Here is an 18,391-nt window from a genome sequence, read left to right as displayed (position 1 = left end):
GGGTGAGGTCAGGGACGGGTGGGGCCGAGCGTGGGCTCGGCCCCACCCGTGATGGCCCGCCGTGTGGTGCAGCAGGCCGGGACGCGTCAGCTGACGTTGATCGCGCCGTCGGGCGACGTCACGTTGAACGTGCCCGTGAAGTTGGCCGCCTGGCCGTTCTGGACCTGCCCGAGGCAGCCGACCACGTTCGACACGCGGAGGTTGCCGGTGAAGCCCGTCTCGCTGACCTGCAGACGCTGCGTCGACTCGCTGAACGTGCCGTTGGCCTTGCCGGTCACCGTGAAGCGGCAGACGGCGTTGGCGACGTTGGCCGTGATGTTGTCCACGTGGCCGGCGACGACGTCGGAGGTGCCGGACGTGGCCGCGCCCGTCCCGTGCAGCTTCCACGAGCCCACCGTGGTGACCGTGAGCGTGCCGCCGGGACCGGTGCAGCCCGCGAAGTTGATCTTGTTGATCGCGGCGATGTCGACGATGCCGGTGCCGCTCGCGACGCTCGAGACCGGCGAGGTCGGCACGTTGGCGCTCGCGCAGCCCATGGAGAGCGTCGGCACCGCGAAGCTGAGGGCACCGGACGAGGCTGCCGTGATGGTGTGCGTCCCCGAGGCCGAGCTGCCGCCGACGGCGACGGTGTAGGAGCTGCCGGTGGCGAGGGCCGGGCCGGCCGCCGCCACTGCGGCGAGGGCAAGGGCTGCGCCCCCGATGGCTGCGTTCTTGATCTTCATGTCGTGCTCCGATCTGCCGAAAGGTTGAGTGACGTGCGTCACCGCCTCAGTAGGCCCCTCGCCACCCCCTGTCCAGCAAGCCACCGCGGTCGGCACCGGTCACATCGAGCCCGAAATTGTCACTCGCATGACAATTTCGTCCGTCGTGCGATGGGCTCCCTCCTCCTGGACATGGGGTCAGCACCCGTCGCCTGTCGATGTCCGCCACGGAACTCTTGTCATGTCGGTGACAAGTTCCGACGGCGGCCGGCCTTCGATCCGTCAGGGCCTTGACCGCCGACGACGAGGCGATCGACGCTGCTCTCCATGACCACTCGGCGCAGACTTCGCGGCTCCGTCCTGATCGTGACGTCCTGCCTGCTGCTCCTGCTGTGCGCCGTCGTGGGGGCGGACGCGGAACCGCAGCGCGAGGGACAGCAGCCGGGCCTGCCGTTCGTGCCGTGCGAGGACATGCCCGAGAACCCGTGCCCGTCGGAGGACTTCGCCGACACCTACCAGTGGATCAACTTCGTGCAGCTGGGCATGACCGGATCTCCGAAGGCGCGGCAGTGGGCACGCATCCCCCTGGCGGTCATGGGCAACGTCGCACTGCTCGGCTACGGCCAGAACCTCTCCAATCCACCTGAGTACTACTCGGGAACCGACTTCTTCTTCGAGCTTCGTACCTTCTTCGTCTCTCCCCCTGGAAGCGAGCACAACTACGGACTCTCGCCTCTCATCCCGGTCCGCACGGTCGCGTTCGGGTCGATCCCGGTGCAGATCGACCTGCAGATCGAGCAGCGGCGCGACGCGAACGGCCTTCCGTACCCGCTGAAGGCGTCGGCGAAGGACAACATCCGCTACGGGCTGGGCGATCCGTCCGGACCGACGCGCATCGAGGTGTTCCCGGCGAGGCTGGAGGACAGCGTCCTCGTGCGGGTGCGAAGGGTGCAGGTGGACGGTGTCGACATCAGACTCGGGTCCACCTGCCGGACCTCCTCGCCGGCCCGGCTCAAGATCGAGAGCGAGTACATCGAGGACGTCTCGGCCGACGGCGCCTTCCAGTTCGAGCGCTTCGACCCGAAGGACGGCTTCTACGGTCTCGCCGGTGGCACCCTCGCGGGCGCCATCGACATCCCGTCCTTCACGGGGTGCGGCACTGATGGGCAGGACGACCTGTCGCCGTTGTTGACGTCGGCGATCTCCGGTCCGGGCAACCCGGTCGAGGTCGTGGTCGGCGAGATGTCGTGCATTCAACCGTCCGAGGACGGCTCGCGCCTCATGCCCCCGGCACCCGGGGCGACGACGCCGGAGTCGATCAACTGCCAGAAGTTCAGCCCGAACCCCAACGTCAAGCCCGTTCCCGACGAGCTGCCGTTCCCGGCCGAGGCGCCTCGGATCACCGGAGGATAGGCGTCGGCGAGGGCACCTGGACGCCACCCCGTCGTGACATGGTCGCGCGGCACGCTGCGGACGCCGGGTCCCCGCCATGACGTTGCGCCGGGACGACTGCGCCGCCAGTCCGAGCGAGGGCGCACGCCTCGTCATTTCTTGTCACGCGCATGACAAGAACGGGACGTGCGCGGGCCGGCGGCTCGTCCAGGAGGCCCGGCGTGCGGCACAGTCGCGGCGGGGGCGCGGTCCGCGGTGGACCGATCGACGCACGACGGGAGGGTCGAGACCTGCGCATCGCGACGCACCACTTCGTGCTGCTCCGCTCGCTGCCCACGGACGTTGACGCCGACCCGGCAGCGGGGTAGAACTCGGTGCAGCCACACGAGTCATCGGATCGGGGAGCCGGCGATGGAACCTGGACCGCACGGGTCCGCGCGATGACGCTGTTCGCGGACCGTTCCACGTCCGACCTCGTCGCCGCCCACGCACGCCGCGTGCGTCGCGTCGTCCCGACCCTCACCACCGAGATCATCGACGCCGTGTGCGAGCGCGTGCCGCAGTTCGCGCGCCCGACGAGCCGCGCCGTGGCCGCCGAGGCGGTCTCGACCGCACTGCACCGCTTCCTCGACGAGCTCGACGGCGCCCCCCACCGCGACCGGGGCGTGGACGACGTCTTCCGCTCCCTCGGGCGGCGGGAGGCCCGGGCGGAGCGGACGCTCGACGAGTTCCAGGTCGGGCTGGCCGTCGCCGTGCGCATCGGCTGGGCACGCTTCCAGGAGCTGGCCGAGGACGGGACGACGTCGGCCCTCGTCTCCGACGGGCTGCTGGCGTTCGTCGGCCACCTGCAGCGGCAGGTCGAGGCCGGGCACGAGGAGGCACGTCGACAGCGGGCTGCCGACCCGAACCGCGCCCGAGCGGCGCTGGCCGAGCAGCTGCTCACCGGGACCGTCCAGCCCGGGACCGACGAGGTCTGGCCGATCCCGGCCTCCATCGTGCTGGCCGTCGCCGAGCTCGGTGGCGAGCGTCCCGACCTGACGGTCCTCGCGCAGCGCGCCCTCCTGGTGCGTCACGACGAGACCGTCGTGGCGATGGTCGACTCCGCCGACCGCGCCTGCATGACCAGCGCCCTGGTGGACGCCGGCGTCACGCGGGTGGCCGTGGGCTGGGAGGTCGAGCCCGCGGACGTCCCGTCGGCGTTCCGGTGGGCCCGGCGTGCACTCGACCTCGTGCGCCGCGGCGTCGTCCCCGACGCGCAGGTGGTCGACTGCCGGGAGCATCGCACCCAGATCTGGCTGCACGCCGAGCCGACCCTGCGCCAGCAGCTGGGCCAGGAGCTGCTCCGTCCCCTCTTCGCGGAGACCCCCAACTCCCGCGAGATCCTCTCCGAGACCCTGCTCGTCTGGCTCGAGACCCGCGACAGCGCGCCCGCCATCGCCGCCCGCCTCGGCGTCCACCCCCAGACCGTCCGCTACCGCTGGAAGCGCATCAACGAGCTGTTCGGCGAGGCCATGCACGACACCGAGTTCCTCGTGCAGCTGACCATGCTCCTCAAGGCCAGCGTGCCGCTGTGGAAGGCCGGCGACCAGAGCGACTTCGAGCGGTTCCGGGCGGAGGACGCGTCGTGACCGCGCACGCGGCAGCCGCCTCGTTCTCCGCGCAGGCGTCGCGTCGTTGCCTGGTGCTCACGTTCGCCGTCGGCCTGGTGCTGACCGCAGGCACGGTCGGCGTCTCGATGGTCCCCGACCTGCGCTTCCAGGGCTGGCCGTGGACGCTCGTCGGGGTCGCCGCCCTCGCCTTCGTCCTGGCCGCGCCCGTGCACCAGCGGTCCCTGGCCGAGCTGGCGAGCCGGCGACCCGGGGCTGCCACGCTCGGCAGCCTCGGCCTGGTCGTCGCGCTCGTCGTCACCCTGTACGAGGCGCTGGCCGAGGAGCGGCCCACCACGGCGATCGCCGTCGTCGCCTCCGCAGCGCTGCTCAGCCTCGTGTCGCTGTGGCGAGGCGACGAGAGCATCGTGGACGCACCCGCCTGGTTCGTCCTGTCCGTCGTCGCCGCGGCCACGGTGGCCGCCGCGGTCTGGGCGGTGGTCGAGACGCCCGGTCGTGGTATCCAGGTCGCCGCCCTCGTGCTCGTGTCCGCCGGACCGGCCGGTCTGGTCGCTGCCGGGCCGGCGGCCCTGCGGGTCGCGCGCCGCCGCATGGCCCCGCACGACGTCACCTTCCCCCACCCGGCGGCGCTTCCCCAGGTGGCGGCCGCCGACGTCGCCCTCCTCGACAAGGACGGCACCGTGACCACCGGTGCCCTGCGGGTGACCTCGATCGATCCCGTGGAGCCCGACCACGAGCGCAACCTGCGCTGGTTCGCCGGCGCCCTCGAGCACGAGCAGGAGGGGCGCGTGGCACGCGCCGTCTCGCGACTCTCCGGTCGCGGTCGGGTCACCGAGCTGCAGCGCCACGGCGACGTCGGCGTGTCGGGCCGGGTCGACCGACACCCCGTGCGCGTCGGTGATCTGCCCTGGCTCGGCCTGCCGGCCCAGGAGGGCGTCTGGACCACCGTGGGCGTCGAGGTCGACGCACGCGTCCTCGGCACGCTGACCGTGGGTGACGACGTCCGGGCCGACGCCACCGAGGGCGTCCAGGCCCTGCGCGACCTCGGCCTCGAGATCGCCCTCCGATCCCCTGACACCGACGCCCGCACGCGCGAGGTGGCCGCGCAGGTGGGCATCGACGACGCCGCCGGTGACGTGGACGCCGACGGCCAGCGCGCCACCGTCGCCGCGTGGACGGACGCCGGTCGACGGGTGCTGCACGTGAGCACCGGCTCGACCCTCACGTCCGACCTGGGTCTGGCCGACCTCGACGTCGGCCGGGTGGCGCGGGCCGTGGGGGCCGCCCGCGGCGCGGTCGAGGCGGCTCGTCGTGGTCAGTCCGTCGCCCTGGCCTGGAGCGTGCTGGCCGGCGCGGTCGCGGCCGCAGGGCTGCTCGGTCCCGGTCTGGCCGGCATCGCCGCCGGCGTCGGCGTCGCCGCCACCGTGGTCGTGGCAGGCGGTTGAACCTCGACGGGTCTTGTCATGCGCGTGACAAGAATCGGCCGTGTTGGCGGCACCGGTGCCGTCGTGCGTTGACGCGGTGCATGGACCGCTGTGACGGTGCAGCCATGGCGTCGACGGGAGCGGTGCGACCCTCCCTCCCGCACCACCCGTCGAGTGGCCTCCCTGACGGGGCGGGGTTGCGCGGCCGGCTCGAGAAGCTGGTGCGCAGCTCCGTCCCGCGCGCGACCGACGCGTGGGTGGACCTCGCTCTCGCCTGCGCCGACGCCTTCGTCACGCACGGCGGCGACCCGGTGACCGCCGGTCGCAGCGTCGCCGCCCGCTGCCTCCACTTCGGCGAGACCCAGGCCCAGGCCGGGATGACCGACGACGAGCTGACCGCCGTCGTCCAGGCCGTCGGACGTGGCCTGCGGCGACACGTCATCCCGGCCGTGGTCCGCGAGCAGGACCTCCCCGACGTCGAGACGTTGTCGCGCGCCGTGCAGGAGCTGCTGCTGCGCATCGTCGGCCACGTCCGCCGGGGCATGCAGGCGGTGCTGCGCCTCCACGCCCTCAGCCCGGCCCACCGTCGGCGAGCCCTCACCTCCGCGCTCTTCGGCGGGTCCGACGGACCGGGCCTGCGCGGCCTGGCCATCGCCTGCGGCATCGACCCGACCGCCCGCCTGACTCCCGTCGTCGCGACGGCCTCGGGCGCGGTCCTCGACGCCGAGCTGCGCGGACACGACGACGTCCTCGCCGCCCCTCGACCCGAGGAGGCAGCCGTGCCGGCGGCGTGGTCCGACGACCGGGTCCGCAGCCTCGCCGGCGTCGACGTCGCCCGGGGACCATCGGTCGACCTCGTCTCACTGCCCGAGGCGGTCCGGCTGGCCCGCGCCACGGCCGCCGTCGCCGAGCCGGGTAGGCCAGTGACCGCGTCGGTCGACGTGCTCGCCCGGCTCGTCGTGGCGTCGTCGCCGGTGCTCGTCGACCTGCTCGTCGACAGGCGGCTGGCCGCGTTGGCGGACCTGCCCGCGTCGCGTCGGATCTCCCTCGCGAGCACCCTGCTCACCTGGCTGGAGCACGGCCGCCCGGCCAACGAGGTCGCCCGCCTCATGGGCGTGCCGGCCCAGACGGTGCACACGCGGCTGGGCACCGCCAAGCGTCTGCTCGGCGACCCGCTCACCGACCCCGACGTCCGTCTCGAGCTGCTGATCGCGCTCCGCGCGGCCGTCCCCCGGTGGGAGCTCGAGGCCCGCTGACCCGACCGCTCAGCGAGCGGGGCGGCGCCAGATCGAGATCTGCGCCTGCTGCGCCAGCACCGGCAGGTTCTGCACGGTGCCGAGCGCGTGGTGCGCCGCGGCGAGCTCGGTCTGCAGCTCGGCCACCTTCTGCTGGAGGGCCATCACCTGGTTCTCCAGGGCGATGACCCGCTTGACGCCCTCGAGGCCGAGGCCCTCGGCGCTCAGCTGGGCGACGGTGCGCAGCAGCTCGATGTCACGCAGCGAGTAGCGGCGGCCGCCGCCGCCGGTGCGGCCGGCCTCGACGATGCCGAGCCGGTCGTAGGTGCGCAAGGTCTGCGGGTGCAGGCCCGAGAGCTCTGCCGCGACGCTGATGACGAAGACCTTCGCCTCGGGGCCGGGTGGGACGAACGGGCTTCCCGTCATGAGCTGGGCACCTCCTCGAACAGGCCGTCACGCGGGGTGGCGGCGCCGCGCGCCTCACGCAAGGCCTCGACCGCCGCGCGCTGGGCGTCGTCGAGGCTGGTGGGAACCTGCACCTCGACGGTGACCAGGAGGTCGCCGCGTGTGCCGGCCTTGGTGGTCGCGCCCTTGCCCTTGGCGCGGAACGTGCGACCGGTGGGCGTGCCCTCGGGCACCTTCAGGCGCACGGGCGGGCCGTCGAGCGTCGGCACGCTGATCTGCGCGCCGAGCACGGCCTCGTCGAACGCGATCGGCACCGTGATCGTCAGGTTGTCGCCCTTGCGGCCGAACATGGTGTGCGGCTCCACGTGCACGACGAGGAACAGGTCGCCGTCGGGAGCACCGCCCTCGCCACGACCGCCCTTGCCCTTGAGCCGGATCTTCTGGCCGTCCTTCACGCCTGCCGGGACGCGCACCTGCAGGGTGCGGCTCGACGGCGCGCGGCCGCTCCCACGGCAGGTGGTGCACTCGTGCTCCACGACCAGGCCGCGTCCGCGGCACTGCGAGCACGGCTCGGTCATCGCGAAGACGCCGCCGGAGGCCCCGGTCTGCATGCCGCTGCCCTGGCACTTGGTGCACACCTTCGGCACCGTGCCGGGCTTGGCGCCCGTGCCGTGGCACGTGGGGCACGCCTCGTCGCTGGTCATGCGCAGCGGGAGCGTGGCGCCCTCGACCGCCTGGGCGAAGGTGATGGTGGCCTCGGTCTCGAGGTCGTCGCCCCGACGGCCCTGCGGCTGCCGACGTCGGCCGCCGCGCGACCCGCCACCGCCGAAGATGCCGCCCAGCAGGTCGCTCAGGTCGAAGTCGGCGGTGGTACCGCCGCCGCCGTAGGTACCTCCGGGCTGGCCGAAGCCGCCGCCACCGAAGCCGCCCTTGAACTGGCCGAACAGGGTGCGCTGCTCGTCGTACTGCTTGCGCTTCTCGGCGTTCGACAGCACGGCGTAGGCCTCGGAGACCTCCTTGAAGCGCTCCTCGGCGGCCTTGTTGCCGGGGTTGGAGTCGGGGTGGTTCTCGCGCGCGAGCTTGCGGTAGGCCTTCTTCACGTCGGCGGTCGACGCGTCCTTCGACACGCCCAGCGCCTTGTAGAAGTCCTTGCTCGCCCAGTCACTCGGGTTGCTCACGGCTCACCCCTTCCTCTCCTGATCGATCGGTGGTCCGGTCGGGCAGCAGCACACGGCTGCTGCCCGACCGCCTTCACTCGTCCTCGTCGCTCGCCGGCGGCGCCTCGCCCGAAGCGGGCTCGACCACGCCGACCTGCGCGTGGCGCAGGACCTCGTCGCCCATCCGGTAGCCCGTGCGGACCACGGGACCGACCGACGTGACCTGCACGTCGGGCGACTCGCCGGCTGCGAAGAGCGCCTCGTGCAGACGGGGGTCGAACACGTCGCCCTCGGCACCGAAGCCCTCCAGCTTGTGCGCCTTGAGCGCCTGGTGGAGCGCGTCGGCGACGGCCTTGAAGCCGCCCGTCAGCTCACCGTGCTGCTCGGCCCGACCGATGTCGTCGAGCACCGTGAGCAGCGAGCGGAGCACCGCGGCCTCGCCCTGCTGGCGCGACTGCGCGCGATCGCGCTCGACCCGCCTGCGGTAGTTGACGTACTCGGCCTGCAGCCGCTGCAGGTCCGCGGTGCGCTCGGCCAGCTGCTGCTCCGGCGTGGGCTCCGCAGCCTGCTCGGGCTCGGTCGGCTCCTCGGCTGCTGCCTCGTCCACGACCTCCTGCTCGTCCGCGGGGACCTCGACGGCCTCGTCGACAGCCTCGTCGACGGGGGCCTCCCCGGAGGTCTCCTGCGAGACCTCCGGGTCAGCGCCCTCGGCGGGGCCGTCGGGCCCAGCCGTCACTTCTTCTCCTCGTCGTCGACGATCTCGGCGTCGACGACGTCGTCGTCGGAGTCGGTGCCGGCGTCGGCGTCACCCGTGGGTGCGTCGGTGCCGGCGGCCTGCTGCTCCGCGGCGGCCGCGGCGTACATCGCCTCGCCCATCTTGGAGCTGGACTCGCCGAGCTTGGTGACGGCGGCCTGGACGGCGTCGTTGTCGTCACCCTCGAGCGCCGCCTTGAGCGCGTCGACGTCGGCCTGGACCTCGCCCTTGACGTCGTCGCCCACCTTGTCGCCGTTCTCGGCGAGGAACTTCTCGGTGGTGTGCACGAGCGCCTCGGCCTGGTTGCGCGTCTCGACGGACTCGCGACGCTTGCGGTCCTCCTCGGCGTACTGCTCGGCGTCCTTGACCATCTTGTCGATGTCGTCCTTGGACAGCGCGCTGCCGCCCGTGATGGTCATGGACTGCTCCTTGCCGGTGCCGCGGTCCTTGGCCGACACGTTCACGATGCCGTTGGCGTCGATGTCGAACGTGACCTCGATCTGCGGGACGCCACGCGGCGCCGGGGGCAGGCCGGTGAGCTCGAACGTGGCCAGCAGCTGGTTGCCCGCCGCCATCTCGCGCTCGCCCTGGTACACCTGGATCGCCACGGACGGCTGGTTGTCGTCGGCCGTCGTGAAGACCTCGCTGCGCTTGGTCGGGATCGTCGTGTTGCGCTCGATGAGCTTGGTCATGACGCCGCCCTTGGTCTCGATGCCGAGGCTCAGGGGGGTGACGTCGAGCAGGAGCACGTCCTTGACCTCGCCCTTGAGCACGCCGGCCTGGAGCGCGGCGCCCACGGCGACGACCTCGTCGGGGTTGACGCCCTTGTTGGGCTCCTTGCCGCCGGTGAGCGTCTTGACGAGCTCGCTCACGGCGGGCATGCGGGTGGAGCCACCCACGAGGACGACGTGGTCGATCTGGTTCACAGAGATGCCGGCGTCCTTGACGACGTTGTTGAACGGCGCCTTGGTGCGCTCGAGCAGGTCGGCCGTGATCTTCTCGAACTCGCTGCGGGACAGCGTCTCGTCGAGGAAGACGGGGCTGCCGTCCTGCACGGTGATGTAGGGCAGGTTGATCGACGTCGAGGACGAGCTGGACAGCTCGATCTTCGCGCGCTCGGCGGCCTCGCGGATGCGCGGCATGGCCATCTTGTCCTTGGTCAGGTCGATGCCCGTCTTGGACTTGAAGGTGCTGACGATCCAGTCGACGACCGCGTTGTCCCAGTCGTCACCACCGAGGTTGTTGTCGCCGCTCGTGGCCTTGACCTCGATGACGCCGTCGCCGATCTCCAGCAGGGACACGTCGAACGTGCCGCCGCCGAGGTCGAAGACGAGGATGGTCTGCTCGTCGCCCTTGTCGAGGCCGTACGCGAGTGCGGCAGCGGTGGGCTCGTTGATGATGCGGCTGACGTTGAGGCCGGCGATCTCACCGGCCTCCTTGGTGGCCTGGCGCTGGTGGTCGTTGAAGTACGCGGGCACGGTGATGACCGCGTCGGTGACCGTCTCGCCCAGGTAGGCCTCGGCGTCGCGCTTCAGCTTCTGCAGGATGAAGGCGCTGATCTGCTGGGGGTTGAACGACTTGCCGTCGACCTCGGTCTTCCAGTCGGTGCCGACGTGGCGCTTGACCGAGCGGATCGTGCGGTCGACGTTCGTGACGCCCTGGCGCTTGGCGACCTCGCCGGCCAGGACCTCGCCGTCCTTCGCGAACGCGACGACGGACGGGGTGGTGCGAGCGCCCTCGGCGTTCGCGATGACGGTGGGCTCTCCGCCCTCCAGGACGGCGACGACGGAGTTCGTCGTTCCGAGGTCGATTCCGACGGCTCGTGCCATGGGGGTTCCTCCTGCTGATCGGGTGCTGCTGCGGGGTTCGTGAGCTCGGGGATTCGTTGCCGAAGTGCTGGCAACTGACTTGAGTCTGATCGTATCAACCTTGGTGGAGCCCGCAGTATTCCGCCCTCACCCACCCATCGCGCGGCCTCTCCTCGCCGGTCGAGTAGCCACCATCGCGAGGAACGAGCAGGTGGTGGCGTATCGAGACCACCCGGCAACGACTCGACGTCACCCACAACCACGGGGAGCAGCGCCGAGGCGCCGACTCAGAGCTCGACGTCGACCGCCGCCACGACGTCGGCGACGCGGTCGGGGCCGCCCTGGAACTGCCAGTAGAGGTTCGTGTGCGCCACGACCTCGGCGGGAGAGGGCGCTCCGTACGCGGTGAGGTCCTCTGTGGTGTGGGCGTCGGAGACGAGCGTGACGTCGTAGCCGCGAACGAACGCGCCGTGCAACGTGGCCCGGATGCACGCATCGGTCTGGGCGCCGGTGACGACGACCCGTCCCGCGCCGCGTTCGGCCAGGACAGTCTCGAGCTCGGTGGCCTCGAAGGCGTCGCCGTAGTCCTTGTGCACCACCGGCTCGCCGGCGCGTGGCTCGAGCTCGGGGACGATCTTCCACCCCTCGGTGCCGGTGGCAGGACCGTCGTCGTCGGCGAGAGAGTCCTGCACCCACACGACCGGCACGTCGGTGGACCTGGCTCGCTGCACGAGCTCGGCGATCCGCCCGACCACGGCATCACGCTCGTGGGCGTTCTCGACGACGCCGTTCTGCACGTCGACGACGAGGAGGGCGGTGCATGACCTGTCGGGGAACTGGCTCATGTCCCGACGCCAGACCCGCGGGACGACGTTTCGGAGCGCCCGGATGCAGATCAGACCGTGGGTGGAGGCGTGGCGCTGCGGGAGCACCTAGGGTCGGGCGGGTGAGCACGCCAGCGGACCGTCCGGGCGGTCGTCGACCGTGGCGGCTGGGTCCGCGCGCCACCCAGTGGTTCGACGCCGCGCTCGTCGCCGGGCTGCTCCTGCTCGTGGCCGCGACGCTCGGGATCGATCAGCCGCTGTACGTCACCGCGCTCAGCGGGCTGCAGGTGGTGCCGCTCGTCTGGCGTCGCCAGCGCCCGGCCACGGCCTTCGCGCTGGTCTGGGTGTTCAGCGGCGTGCAGGCACTCGTGCACGACTACCCCGCGATCGGGCAGCTCGCCTACCCCGTCGCGCTCTACTCGCTCGCCCGCTTCGGCCGCCCGCGTGACTCGTGGATCGGGCTGGCGCTGAGCGCGGTGGCCACCGGGGTCGCCACGTACGTGTGGGTCATGGCCGGTCGCAACGACCCGGTGCTCATGGAGATCCAGGGGCCTGTCGGCCCGCGCGACTTCGTGCCCTACGCGCTGAGCATCGGGGCGATCGTGATCGCCGCCTGGGCCCTCGGCACGCAGGCTCGCCTGCGACGCGCGTACGAGGCGGCGCTGATGGAGCGCGGTGAGCGGATGGCGGCCGAGGCGGAGGAACGCACGCGCGCCGCGGCCGCCGAGGAACGCACCCGGGTGGCGCGAGAGATGCACGACGTCGTCGCGCACGGCATCACCGGCATGATCGTGCAGGCCGACGGTGCGCGCTACGCGGCGGAGCAGGACCCGGCCGTCGCGGTGCGCACGCTCGGGACCGTGGCGGCGACCGGCCGCGAGGCGCTCACCGAGATGCGACGCCTCCTCGGCCTGCTCCGTGGGACGTCGGACCCCGAGCTCGTCCCGCAGCCGGGCCTGCGCGAGCTGCCCGCCCTTCTGGCCGCCGACGTCGAGGCCGGGCGTGTGCGGGCCACGCTGCCGGACCCGACGCCCACCGTTCCCGACGGCGTGGCGCTGACCGTGTTCCGCGTGGTGCAGGAATCGCTCACCAACGTGCGCAAGCACGCCGGCCCCGACGCGACCGCGGACGTCGAGGTCCGCGAGGACGGTGCCGACCTCGTCGTGACGGTCGCCGACGACGGCCGCGGCGCAGCAGGGTCGCCGACGTCGGGCGGCCTGGGGCTGGTCGGCATGCGGGAGCGTGTGGCGGTGCACGAGGGCACGCTCGACGTCGGCCCGGCGCCCGGCGGCGGCTGGCAGGTGCGTGCGAGGATCCCCCGGTGAGCGACGCGACCGCACCCACCCGCGTGCTGCTCGTCGACGACCAGCAGATGGTGCGTGCCGGGTTCCGGATGCTGGTCGACAGCCAGCCCGACCTCGAGGTCGTGGGCGAGGCGGGCGACGGCCAGGCGGCGCTGGACCTCGTCGGCGAGGTGGCTCCCGACGTCGTGCTGATGGACGTGCGCATGCCGGTGATGGACGGCGTGGAGGCGACGCGTCGGATCCTCCAGGACGACCGCGAGACCGCGCCCCGGGTGATCGTGCTGACCACCTTCGACCTCGACGAGTACGCGTTCGCTGCCCTGCAGGCGGGGGCGTCGGCGTTCCTGCTGAAGGACGCGGCACCCCCGGACCTGCTGGCCGCCATCCGAGCCGTGCAGGCCGGTGACGCGGTCGTAGCGCCGTCGACCACTCGGCGCCTGCTCGACCACTTCGTGCAGCCGTCGGGCTCGCGCAGCGTGGTGAGCGAGGCGACCACCCGGCGGCTCGCGGAGGTGACCGACCGCGAGCGCGAGGTGCTCGGCCTCATCGCCCGCGGCCTGACCAACCCCGAGATCGCCGCGACCCTCGTCGTGTCCGAGGCCACCGTGAAGACCCACGTCGGCCGACTGCTCGCCAAGACCGACTCCCGCGACCGCGTCCAGCTCGTCCTGCTCGCCCTCGAGGCGGGGCTGGGGTAGGCGAGGCCGCCGGGGGACGCACGATTCTGCGTTCGTGCGCAACGGCCCGAACGATGCTGCGTTCACGTCCGGATCCCGTCGCGTACGCAGCATCGTTCGTGTTCTGCCGCGCGAAGGCAGAACCTTGCGTCCTCCTCGAGTAGGGAGGTAGGCCTCGCACCCCACACGGACCCGATGAGGTGCGAGATCTACCGCCGACCCCGCGATTCGGTGCGAGACCTACCTCCGACGGCCGCGACGCGGCCCAGCGTCCACCCACGGGATGACGCCAGGACCATCCCTCGCTCCGACGACTCGGGGGGTGCCTGATCCATAGCGTCGTCGGCATGACGATCACAGCACAGGCAGCCGTCGCGACCGCCGCGTCGGCGCGCGACCTGACCAAGACCTACGGCACCGGCCCGGCGGCCGTGCACGCCCTCGACGGTGTCTCCCTCGACCTCGCGCCCGGACGCTTCACCGCGATCATGGGGCCCTCGGGCTCGGGCAAGTCGACGCTCATGCACTGCCTCGCCGGGCTCGACCGGCCGACGCACGGGACCGTCTCGGTCGACGGCGTCGAGCTGACCAGCCTCGACGACGACCGACTCACCCGGTTCCGCCGCGACCACCTCGGCTTCGTGTTCCAGGCGTTCAACCTTCTGCCGATGCTGACCGCCCGGCAGAACATCGTGCTGCCGTTCGAGCTGGCCGGCCGACGCATCGACGCGAACGTGCAGGACGACATCGACACCGTCGTCGGGGTCCTCGGGCTCGGCGACCGGCTCGACCACCGTCCGAGCGAGCTGTCCGGCGGGCAGCAGCAGCGCGTCGCGATCGCCCGCGCGCTGGTGAGCCAGGCGTCGATCGTGTTCGCCGACGAGCCCACCGGCAACCTCGACAGCAGCGCCTCGGCCGAGGTGCTCGCCTACCTGCGGCGTTCCGTGCGCGAGCTGGGCCGCACGGTCGTGATGGTCACCCACGAGCTCGACGCCGCCGCCTATGCCGACGACGTCGTGGTGCTGGCCGACGGTCGAATCCGCTCCCACCTCGTGGACCCGTCGCGGGCCGAGCTCGCCTCGGTGCTGGCCGCCCGTCCCGACGCCGACCTGACGCGACCCGAGGGAGGCGCCCGATGAGGACCGTGATGCTCGCGTCGCTGCGCACCCACACCCGCCGCTACGTCGCGGCGCTGCTCGCCGTGACCATCGCCGTCGGCTTCGTGGTGGCCACCAACGCGATCGCCTCGGCGGCCAAGTCCGGCCTCTCCGCGGGGATCGACGAGGCCTACCGCGGCGCCGACCTGGTCGTCGGCGACGACTACGGGATCGCCACCGAAGACGTCACCCCCGTCCTGGAGACCGCGGCGCGCCAGGGGGACGCCGCGACGGTCATCGGGTCGTCGTTCGAGCCTGTCACCCACGACGGCATCGGCCTCGGCTCGGACACGTCCATCGGCACGGTGAGCACCGACGAACGGCTGCTGCGCCAGCGCATCGTCAGCGGTCGGGCCCCGACCAGCGACGACCAGGCGCTCGTGGACGAGCGCACCGCCACGGCGGCGCGACTCGGCGTGGGCGACGAGCTGGTCGTGGGCAAGGGCGAGGAGGCGAGCACCGTGACGGTCGTCGGCATCGCGAAGCCGTCGTCGTACCTCGCGGCCGACGTCTACGTCCCGTGGGGCACCCTGTCGAAGCTCCCGTCGGCCTACCCCGACGCCGTCGTCTACGACGTGCGCGGCGGTGACACCGCAGCCGCCACGTCCGCGCTCTCCCGAGCGGTGGACGCGGAGGTGCGCGACCGCGCCGCGTACGTGGACGCGCGCGTGATCGCCGTGAACCAGGGCGTCGACGTGATCAGCTACGTGCTGCTGCTGTTCGCCGCCATCGCCGGCTTCGTGGCGGTCCTGGTCATCGCGAACACCTTCACCATCCTGTTCGCGCAGCGCACCCGCGACCTCGCCCTGCTGCGCTGCGTCGGCGCGACCCGACGCCAGGTCGTCCGCTCGGTCCGCGTCGAGTCCCTCGCCGTGGCGTTGGTCGCGTCGACGGTCGGCGTGCTGGCCGGCGCCGGGGCGGGCTACGGCATCGTCGCCGCGGTGCGCGGGGTGACCGGAGGTCGTCTGCTGGGGACCGTCTCGTTGTCTCCCACCTGGATGGTCGCAGCCTTCGTCGGCGGCATCGTCGTGACGGTCACGGCGGCCTGGCTGCCGACCCGACGCGTGGTGCGGGTCAGCCCGCTCGCCGCGCTCCGGCCGATGGACGCGGACGTCCGCACCCGTGCCGGCAAGGGACGTGTGGCCCTGGGTGTCGCGGCCGTGCTCGCCGGCTCGGCGGCTCTCGCCCTCGCGGTGCAGCAGACGTCCATGCCGCCCCTCCTGGCCGGCGGCATGCTGTCGTTCGTCGGCGTGCTGCTGCTCGGACCCGTGCTCGTGCCGGCGATGCTGGGAGTGGCCGGACGTCTCCTGGGCCGCACCGGTCTCGCCGCCCGCCTCGCCACGGCCAACGCGGTGCGCAACCCGCGCCGCAGCGCCGCCACCACGGCGTCGTTGCTCGTCGGCGTCACCCTGACCACGGCGGTGCTCACCGGCATGGCCAGCGCCCGCGGGGCGATGGACGACGAGATGGAGAAGCAGTACCCGGTCGACGTCGCGCTCACCGGTGACGGACCCGTCTCGGCCGGCACGCTCGAGTCGGTGCGAGCGACTCGCGGCGTCCAGGATGCCGAGGCCGTGCCCGGCGTCCGCGCGACGCTCGACGGTGTCGGGGAGGTTCCCGTGCTCGCGCCCGACGCCGCCGCCTCGTCGGTGGCGCGAGGTCGTGGGTTGGTCGAACCCGGTCGCCTGCAGGTGTTCATCCCGCCGGACGTCTCGGCCGACACCGAGACCGGGTTCCCCGAGACGATGACGCTCGAGCGCGCCGGCCGCACCGTGGACGTCGAGCGGGTGCTCGTGGGCAGCGAGTGGGGGCGGTCCGTCGTGGCCGGGCCCGGCGTGCTGGAGGCCCTCGGCGGCAGCATCGAGCCGCAGGCCGTCTGGGTGCGAGCCGACGACGGCGCGGACGTCGACGAGCTGAGCGGCAGCCTGGGCGCCGTCGCCCGCGACGGTGACCTCGAGCTCACGAGCACCCTGGAACAGCGGGGGTGGGTCGAGAAGCAGCTCGACGTGCTGGTGTGGTCGGTCCTCGGCCTGCTGGCCGTGTCGGTCGGCATCGCCCTGGTGGGCATCGCCAACACCGTCGGCCTGTCGGTCCTGGAACGCGGCCGTGAGCACGCGCTGCTGCGCGCCCTCGGACTCACCAGGCGCCAGCTGCGACGCATGCTCGCTGCCGAAGGTCTACTGCTGGCGCTCGTCGCCGCGGTCCTGGGCACGGCGGTCGGCGTGACCTACGGCTGGCTCGGGACGCTCGCGGTCGTGCGGACGGCCGTCTCCGACGTCTCCCTCGTGACGCCGTGGGACCAGCTGCTGGCCGTGGTGGTCGTGGCCGCCCTGGCGGGCCTCGCCGCCTGCGTCCTGCCCGCCCGACGGGCGTCGCGGGTGGCTCCGGCCGAGGGCCTGACGCTCGAATGAGGCATCGGCGTGACGGAGGTCCCGGAAGGTCCGGGACCTCCGTCACGGATTCGAACGTGTGCTTGTTTCTTGTCTGATCTGTCCTATAGAATGAGGGTAGACCAGCAGGAGGAAGCATGAGCGTCGCCGCACTCGACACCCACCCGGTGCCGGCATGCGTGCGCAACGCCCGCGAGTCGTTCTCCGCCTTGCCCACCGCCGCGTGGGACGGACTCGAGACCGGCGAGGTGCGCCGTCTGATCGGCGAACTGTCCCGGTTGGAGTCTCAGGTCGCGGCGCACAAGATGGCCGCCGCACGGGTGCTCGAGAAAGCCCGCACGGCCGCCCAGAACGGTGACGGCCCTCGAACCGGGACCGGCACGTCGACCGGGGCGACGATCTCGATCGACTTCGGTGGGGACCGCAGTGGCGCCGACGCGCTGGTGAACACCGCCGAACGGATCGAGGAACAGACCACCCTCACCGAAGCCGCCCTCGCGGCAGGCGAGATCACGATGAAGCAGGCCGACATCCTCTCCCGCGCCCTCGCGAAGCTGCCCGAGGACGTCACCAGCGAGCAGCGCCTGATGTGTGAGAAGACCCTGCTCAAGGACGCACAGAAGCTGACCCTGAAGGACCTGCGCCGCAGGGCCGCCCGGATCACCGAGACCTACCGCAAGACCGTCAACGAGGTCGACGCCGACGAGGACGAGATCCTCCGCCGCCGCGAGGATGAGGCCCGCAAGAAGACCAGCTTCTCGATGTGGGACAACAACGACGGCACCGTCACCGGACGTTTCACCCTCCCCGAAGCCCAGGGCGCCATGCTCAAGACCGCGCTCGACGCTTTGGCTGCGCCGCACCAGAAGGTCGGAACCGTCAACGCCGCGACCGGCGAGCACGACGAAGTCGGCTTCGGGCAGACCTACCCTCAGCGCCTCGGGCACGCGTTCGCCACCCTCGTCGAGCACCTCCCCGCCGACCAGCTCCCCAGCAACGGTGGCGTCAGCGCCGTCGTGACGGTGAACCTGGACCTCGACACCCTGGTCGGAGGCGTGAAGGCCGCCGGGCTTTCGGACGGCACCCGGATCAGTGCCGGTGAGGCGAGGCGACTGGCGTGCTCGGCACAGATCGTCCCCATGGTCTTGAATGGCAAGCCGCTCCCGCTCGACCTCGGCTCGGCCAATCGGTACTTCAACCGCAGCTCGCGCCGAGCCATGGAGAAGAGAGACGGCGGATGCACGACACCCGGGTGCGACCGCGACGCCAGGTGGACCGAGGCTCACCACCTGAATCCTCACGCGATCTCCAAGACCACCGACATCCGCGACGGGGCACTGCTCTGCCCGTTCCACCACCACCGAGCCCACGACCAAGGCTGGATCGGACGGATCAACCCCGACGACGGCCACGTCGAGTGGAAGCTCCCCGGCTCCGACACCTGGCAACGCAACACCCGCTGGCGACCCTGAACCCCGTCCCATCACGACACCCCGACCACTGGTCGGGGCATCCGTGCTGCCCGGCTGCCACTAAGCCGCCTGGAGTGGTCTCGA

The 18,391-nt window shown here is 72.1% G+C and carries 15 protein-coding genes; 9 read left to right on the top strand and 6 right to left on the bottom strand.

Annotation, left to right across the window (positions count from 1 at the left end; genetic code table 11):
* Positions 1 to 86: 86 nt before the first annotated feature.
* Positions 87 to 722, bottom strand: a complete 636-nt coding sequence (locus RQG84_RS05495) for a hypothetical protein (protein ID WP_311209204.1) — start codon at positions 720 to 722, stop codon at positions 87 to 89.
* Between the two features lie 306 nt (positions 723 to 1,028).
* Between RQG84_RS05495 and RQG84_RS05490 the strand changes: the two genes are divergently transcribed.
* The 4 genes from RQG84_RS05490 (at position 1,029) to RQG84_RS05475 (ending at position 6,380) form a co-directional block, all read left to right on the top strand.
* Positions 1,029 to 2,114, top strand: a complete 1,086-nt coding sequence (locus RQG84_RS05490) for a hypothetical protein (RefSeq protein WP_311209203.1) — start codon at positions 1,029 to 1,031, stop codon at positions 2,112 to 2,114.
* A gap of 419 nt (positions 2,115 to 2,533) precedes the next feature.
* Positions 2,534 to 3,721: a helix-turn-helix domain-containing protein gene (locus RQG84_RS05485; protein WP_311209202.1), complete on the top strand. Its 1,188-nt coding sequence runs from the start codon at positions 2,534 to 2,536 to the stop codon at positions 3,719 to 3,721.
* A complete protein-coding gene (locus RQG84_RS05480) occupies positions 3,718 to 5,145 on the top strand; it encodes an HAD family hydrolase (protein WP_311209201.1) in 1,428 nt (475 codons plus the stop codon). The genes RQG84_RS05485 and RQG84_RS05480 overlap by 4 nt, the downstream gene beginning before the upstream one ends.
* Before the next feature lie 104 nt (positions 5,146 to 5,249).
* A complete protein-coding gene (locus RQG84_RS05475; protein ID WP_311209200.1) occupies positions 5,250 to 6,380 on the top strand; it encodes a helix-turn-helix domain-containing protein in 1,131 nt (376 codons plus the stop codon).
* A 9-nt stretch (positions 6,381 to 6,389) separates the two neighbouring features.
* Here RQG84_RS05475 and RQG84_RS05470 read toward each other — a convergent pair whose 3' ends face one another.
* The 5 genes from RQG84_RS05470 to RQG84_RS05450 form a co-directional block, all read right to left on the bottom strand.
* Complete coding sequence (locus RQG84_RS05470; protein ID WP_055962855.1) at positions 6,390 to 6,785, bottom strand: heat shock protein transcriptional repressor HspR; 396 nt, start codon at positions 6,783 to 6,785, stop codon at positions 6,390 to 6,392.
* The gene (gene dnaJ, locus RQG84_RS05465) at positions 6,782 to 7,942 is read right to left on the bottom strand and encodes a molecular chaperone DnaJ (RefSeq protein WP_311209199.1); all 1,161 of its coding nucleotides are present in this window, start codon (positions 7,940 to 7,942) and stop codon (positions 6,782 to 6,784) included. The genes RQG84_RS05470 and dnaJ overlap by 4 nt, the downstream gene beginning before the upstream one ends.
* A gap of 73 nt (positions 7,943 to 8,015) precedes the next feature.
* Positions 8,016 to 8,657 (bottom strand): nucleotide exchange factor GrpE, encoded by a 642-nt coding sequence (gene grpE, locus RQG84_RS05460; protein WP_311209198.1) that lies wholly within the window; start codon positions 8,655 to 8,657, stop codon positions 8,016 to 8,018.
* Entirely contained in the window at positions 8,654 to 10,504 is a 1,851-nt protein-coding gene (gene dnaK / locus RQG84_RS05455; RefSeq protein ID WP_055962845.1) for a molecular chaperone DnaK, read from the bottom strand. The genes grpE and dnaK overlap by 4 nt, the downstream gene beginning before the upstream one ends.
* Before the next feature lie 266 nt (positions 10,505 to 10,770).
* Positions 10,771 to 11,328, bottom strand: a complete 558-nt coding sequence (locus RQG84_RS05450; RefSeq protein ID WP_311209197.1) for a cysteine hydrolase family protein — start codon at positions 11,326 to 11,328, stop codon at positions 10,771 to 10,773.
* 101 nt (positions 11,329 to 11,429) lie between these two features.
* Here RQG84_RS05450 and RQG84_RS05445 point away from each other — a divergent pair, with 101 nt between their 5' ends.
* The 5 genes from RQG84_RS05445 to RQG84_RS05425 all read left to right on the top strand — a co-directional run bounded on the left by RQG84_RS05445 (position 11,430) and on the right by RQG84_RS05425 (position 18,307).
* Entirely contained in the window at positions 11,430 to 12,632 is a 1,203-nt protein-coding gene (locus RQG84_RS05445) for a sensor histidine kinase (RefSeq protein ID WP_311209196.1), read from the top strand.
* Complete coding sequence (locus tag RQG84_RS05440; protein WP_311209195.1) at positions 12,629 to 13,309, top strand: response regulator transcription factor; 681 nt, start codon at positions 12,629 to 12,631, stop codon at positions 13,307 to 13,309. Before RQG84_RS05445 ends, RQG84_RS05440 begins: the two co-directional genes overlap by 4 nt.
* 326 nt (positions 13,310 to 13,635) lie before the next feature.
* Positions 13,636 to 14,427 carry an ABC transporter ATP-binding protein gene (locus RQG84_RS05435; protein WP_311209194.1) on the top strand — a complete coding sequence of 264 codons (792 nt, stop codon included), beginning with the start codon at positions 13,636 to 13,638 and terminating at the stop codon, positions 14,425 to 14,427.
* Positions 14,424 to 16,856, top strand: a complete 2,433-nt coding sequence (locus RQG84_RS05430; RefSeq protein WP_311209193.1) for an ABC transporter permease — start codon at positions 14,424 to 14,426, stop codon at positions 16,854 to 16,856. The genes RQG84_RS05435 and RQG84_RS05430 overlap by 4 nt, the downstream gene beginning before the upstream one ends.
* Before the next feature lie 116 nt (positions 16,857 to 16,972).
* Positions 16,973 to 18,307, top strand: a complete 1,335-nt coding sequence (locus tag RQG84_RS05425; RefSeq protein WP_311209192.1) for a DUF222 domain-containing protein — start codon at positions 16,973 to 16,975, stop codon at positions 18,305 to 18,307.
* Positions 18,308 to 18,391 lie beyond the last annotated feature (84 nt).

The organism is Aeromicrobium sp. WCS2018Hpa-31 (assembly GCF_031843905.1).
Lineage (GTDB): Bacteria > Actinomycetota > Actinomycetes > Propionibacteriales > Nocardioidaceae > Aeromicrobium.
This window is presented reverse-complemented; position numbering and strand designations above follow the sequence as displayed.